This is a genomic window from Brevundimonas sp. UBA5936, from assembly GCA_002430835.1.
Taxonomy (GTDB): Bacteria; Pseudomonadota; Alphaproteobacteria; order Caulobacterales; family Caulobacteraceae; genus Brevundimonas.
The window spans coordinates 1-4,105 of record DJDA01000002.1; the positions used below are offsets into that span (position 1 = coordinate 1).

The 4,105-nt window shown below is 69.6% G+C and carries 3 protein-coding genes and 1 pseudogene; all 4 read right to left on the minus strand.

The features are described 5' to 3' along the window. Positions 1-497 (minus strand): annotated as a pseudogene (locus B2Y21_RS00370) (glutamine-synthetase adenylyltransferase); the annotation flags it as partial. Then, entirely contained in the window at positions 494-1,909 is a 1,416-nt protein-coding gene (locus B2Y21_RS00375) for a sensor histidine kinase (protein ID WP_292055861.1), read from the minus strand. The pseudogene B2Y21_RS00370 and the gene B2Y21_RS00375, both read right to left, overlap by 4 nt. Positions 1,910-1,918: 9 nt before the next feature. Next, positions 1,919-2,590 (minus strand): response regulator transcription factor, encoded by a 672-nt coding sequence (locus B2Y21_RS00380; protein WP_292055863.1) that lies wholly within the window; start codon positions 2,588-2,590, stop codon positions 1,919-1,921. A 65-nt stretch (positions 2,591-2,655) separates the two neighbouring features. Beyond that, a partial coding sequence (locus B2Y21_RS00385) for a Do family serine endopeptidase (RefSeq protein WP_292055865.1) occupies positions 2,656-4,105 on the minus strand: 1,450 nt, incomplete at its 5' end.

A 4,105-nucleotide genomic window follows, 5' to 3' on the forward strand; every position in this document is an offset into this window, starting at 1 on the left:
GGCCCGCGCGGATCGTCGGGCGCCGAGACCAGCCGCCCGCGCCTGCGCCAGTCGTCGGCCGTGATCCTGAGCGCCGCGCGCGCCGCCGCGTCGGCGAACCGCGACAGGGCGCCCGTCACCTGATCCAGATCCCAGACTCCGCCCAGATCGCACAGGGCCGTCAGCAGATGCAGTTCCGCCTTCAGATTACGCAGCGGCGCCTTGGCCTCGTCCGGCGCGCCTGCCACGGCTTCAGTCGCCGCCAGAATCTCCGCCAGCCGCGCCTCGGGATCGCTGTCCAGCGTCCGCCGCAACCGATCCGGCCAGCGCCGCGCCAGCCCCGCCAGATAGGGCGAGGCGGCGAAGGCCGGCGTCAGCGCCGTCCAGGCCGCATCCAGAGTCGCGCGCCAGCCGTCGGCGTCCGCCGCCTCGGCCAGCCGTTCATGCAGGCGCGCCGCCGCTTCAGCGTCGCGCACGGGACCGCAGGGCTGCAATCGTTTCGCCAGCGCCTCGCTCACGCCTCGGCCTCAAGCGCCCGGCTGGCGGCGGGCAGGATCAGGGCCACGCGCAGGCCCGGCCCGCGCCCGTCATAGACGCCCGGCCCCTCGTCCAACTGGATGCGACCGCCGTGCGCCTCGGCCACCGCCGTGACCAGCGACAGACCCAAGCCCGACCCCGGCTCGGTGCGGCTGTTGTCCAGGCGGACGAAGCGTTGCAGCACGCGCTCGCGATCCTCGTCCGGCACGCCCGGTCCGTTGTCAGTCACGGAAAACTCCACATCGCCCGACGAACGGCGGCGCGCGCGGAACATCACCGCCCCGCCCTCCGGCGTATATTTGATGGCGTTGTCGATCAGATTGGCCAGCGCCTGGGCCAGGAAAGGCTGGTTGCCCTCGATCATCAGGCCCTTCTCGATCTCGGCGGCGAACTCCAGCCCCTTGTCCTCGCCCGCCGGTTCGTACAGCTCGGCCATGTCGGCGGCCAGGTCGGCGGCGTCGAACACCTTGGGATCGGGCGCCCCGCCCGCCTGCAGACGGGCGATGGCCAGCACGGTGTTGAAGGTCTTCAGCAGGGCGTCCGCCTCGTCCAGCGCCACGCCCAGGGCGTCCACGCCCGACGTCCGCCCCGCCTCGGCGTCGATCAGGGCGACCTCCATCTTGGCCTTCATCCGGTTCAGCGGGGTCCGCAGGTCGTGGGCGATGGCGTCGCCCGCGTGGCGGATCGAGGCCATCGAGCCCTCCAGCCGGTCCAGCATCCCGTTCAGCCCTTCGGCCAGTTCGTCCAGCTCGTCGCCGGAGTGGCGGATCGGGACGCGGGTCTTCAGGTCGCCCTCCTGCACCGCCGCCACCACGCGGTTCAGGCCAGCCATAGCGCGCTCAACGCCCCGGCTGATCCACAGCCCGCCGCCGACGCCCAGCACCAGCACCATGACCATGGCCCCCCACAGGGCCTGGGTCAGGCGGGCCAGATAGGCCTCGATGTCGCCGATGTCCTCGCCCACGAACAGGTGCTCGCCGCCGGACAGGGGGGTGTTGATACCGATCGACTGACGGCGCCGGACACGGCCGTCTTCGTCCGTATCCGTCAGACGAAAGCTATCCCACTGCCCCGGCTTCACCCCGTCCGGCACGTCGGTGATGTTGGCGGTGATGATTTGACCTTCGGCGTTCTTGAAGACGTAAAGATACGGCCCGTTGCGGATCGCGCGTTCGACCAGCGCCTGATTCAGCGCGTCGCGGCCGCGCGTGCGATAGATGGCGGTCAGGCTCTCGACTTCGCCCTGAACGCTAGCCTCCGCCCGCGCCCGCGCCTCGGACGCCGAGGCGAAGTAGACATAGGCCAGCACCGCACTGGCCGTCGCCACGAACAGCGCCAGAAACAGCAGCGTCAGCCGAAAGGGCGTCCGTCGAAAGAGCGAGGGCAGTTTCATGCCGGGGCCTTACGCCTCCAGCCGGTACCCCGCGCCGCGCACGGTCTGCAGCATGGCCTTGTCGAAGCCCTTGTCGATCTTGGAGCGCAGGCGGCTGATGTGCACGTCGATGACGTTGGTCTGGGGGTCGAAATGATATTCCCAGACCTTCTCCAACAGCATGGTGCGCGTCACCGACTGGCCCGCGTGGCGCATTAGGAACTCCAGCAGTTGGAACTCGCGCGGCTGCAGGTCGATCTCCTGCCCGTCGCGGTGGACCGTACGAGCGATCAGGTTCATCTCCAGGTCGCCGACCTTGAGCACGGTCTGCACCCCGCCCGTCTCGCGGCGGCGCGACAGGGCCTCGACCCGCGCGACCAGTTCGGCCAGGGCATAGGGCTTGACCAGGTAGTCGTCGGCGCCCGCCTTCAGACCCGTGACGCGATCCTCGACCTCGCCCAGGGCGGACAGGAACAGGACCGGCGTCTGATCCCCGCCCTTGCGGATGGTCTCGACCATGCCGACGCCGTCCAGGCGCGGCATCATGCGGTCCACGACATAGACGTCGTAGCCGCCCTTCTGCGACTCAAGCAGGCCGAAGGCGCCGTCCACCGCATGGGTGACTTCATGCCCGGCCTCGCTCAGGCCGCGCACCATGGCGGTCGCGGCTTCAGCGTCGTCCTCAACCACCAGAATACGCATGCAGCCTCCCAAAAAAGATTCGGCGGCGATGTTAGCGCATCGCCGCCGATCCCGTGAGTTACGCCTTATTCAGACTTGGCGAAGGGCAGAACCGTCGAGGTATTGCCCGCCGGTGTCCGGATCAGCAGGAAGACCCCCGGCCGTCCCGCCGTCCGCGCCGCATCAACGGCCGCCTTCAAATCGGCTTCCGAGCGGACCACACGGTTGTTGGCGCGCTGGATTACGAAGCCCGGGCGCATTCCGAGTTTGCCCGCCTCCGAACGAGGCGCCACGGCGGTGAGAACGACGCCCTCAGTGCCGTCGGGGATGGAGTAGCGCTGACGCAGGGCCGCAGTGATCGGCGTCACCGTCATGCCCTCGATCGACTGGCTGGCGGCGGCGCCGTCCTCGCCCGGTTGCGGAGCGCCCGAATCCTGGCCGCCGTTCAGTTCGGCTTCCGACGGACGGGTGCCGGCGCGGATGTTCAACGTCTGGCGCTTGCCGTCGCGCAGAACTTCCAGCCGCAGCGTGTCGCCGGGCTTGGCGCGGGCCACGCGTCGGGTCAGTTCGGTCGAGCTGTCGACCGCATCGCCGTTCACGCTGACGACCACGTCGCCGATCTGCATGCCGCCCCGCTCGCCGGGCGCGCCGGCCGTCACCTCGGCGACATAGGCGCCCTTGGTGTCTTCGCTCAGCCCCAGGGCGGCCGCCGCATCCTTGGACAGGGTCTGGATCTGAACGCCCAGATAGCCGCGCTCGACGCTTTCGCCGCGCATCAGCTTGTCGGTGACAGCCTTGGCCGTGGTCGCCGGAATGGCGAAGCCGATGCCGACCGAGCCGCCCGACGGCGAGAAGATCGCCGTGTTCACGCCGATCACGCGGCCATAGATGTCGAAGGTCGGTCCGCCCGAGTTGCCCCGGTTGATGGCGGCGTCGATCTGCAGATATTCGTTGTAGCCGGCCGGATCGATGTCGCGCGACTTGGCCGAGACGATGCCCGCCGTCGCCGTGCCGCCCAGGCCGAAGGGGTTGCCCACGGCGATGACCCAGTCGCCGACGCGCGGCTCGGCGGATTCTTCAAAGCTGACGAAGGGGAAGGCCGAGCCTTCGACCTTGATGACCGCCAGGTCGGTGCCCTCGTCGCGGCCGATCAGTCTGCCCTTCAACTCGCGGCCGTCGCTGAACTTGACGTTGATCTCCTCGGCGTTCTCGACGACGTGGTTGTTCGTCACGATGAAGCCGTCGGCCGAGATCAGGAAACCCGAGCCGGCGCCCAGGGCCGTGGTCGAGTTGTCTTCGCCCTCCTCGCCCGAGCCGCCCGGCGCGCCGGGGATAGGCACGGCGCCGAAGCCGGGGATCTGGAACACGCCGCCGCGCGGGCGCTGAACGCGGGTCTTCACGTCGATCTGCACCACGGCGGGGGCGACCTGCTGGAAGATGTCGGCGAAGCTGAGCGGCGCGCCCTGCGGCGGGGCGAAGGCCAAGGCTCCGGCCCCGGCCGAGGGAACCAGCTGTCCGACCTTGGCGGCGGGCGCG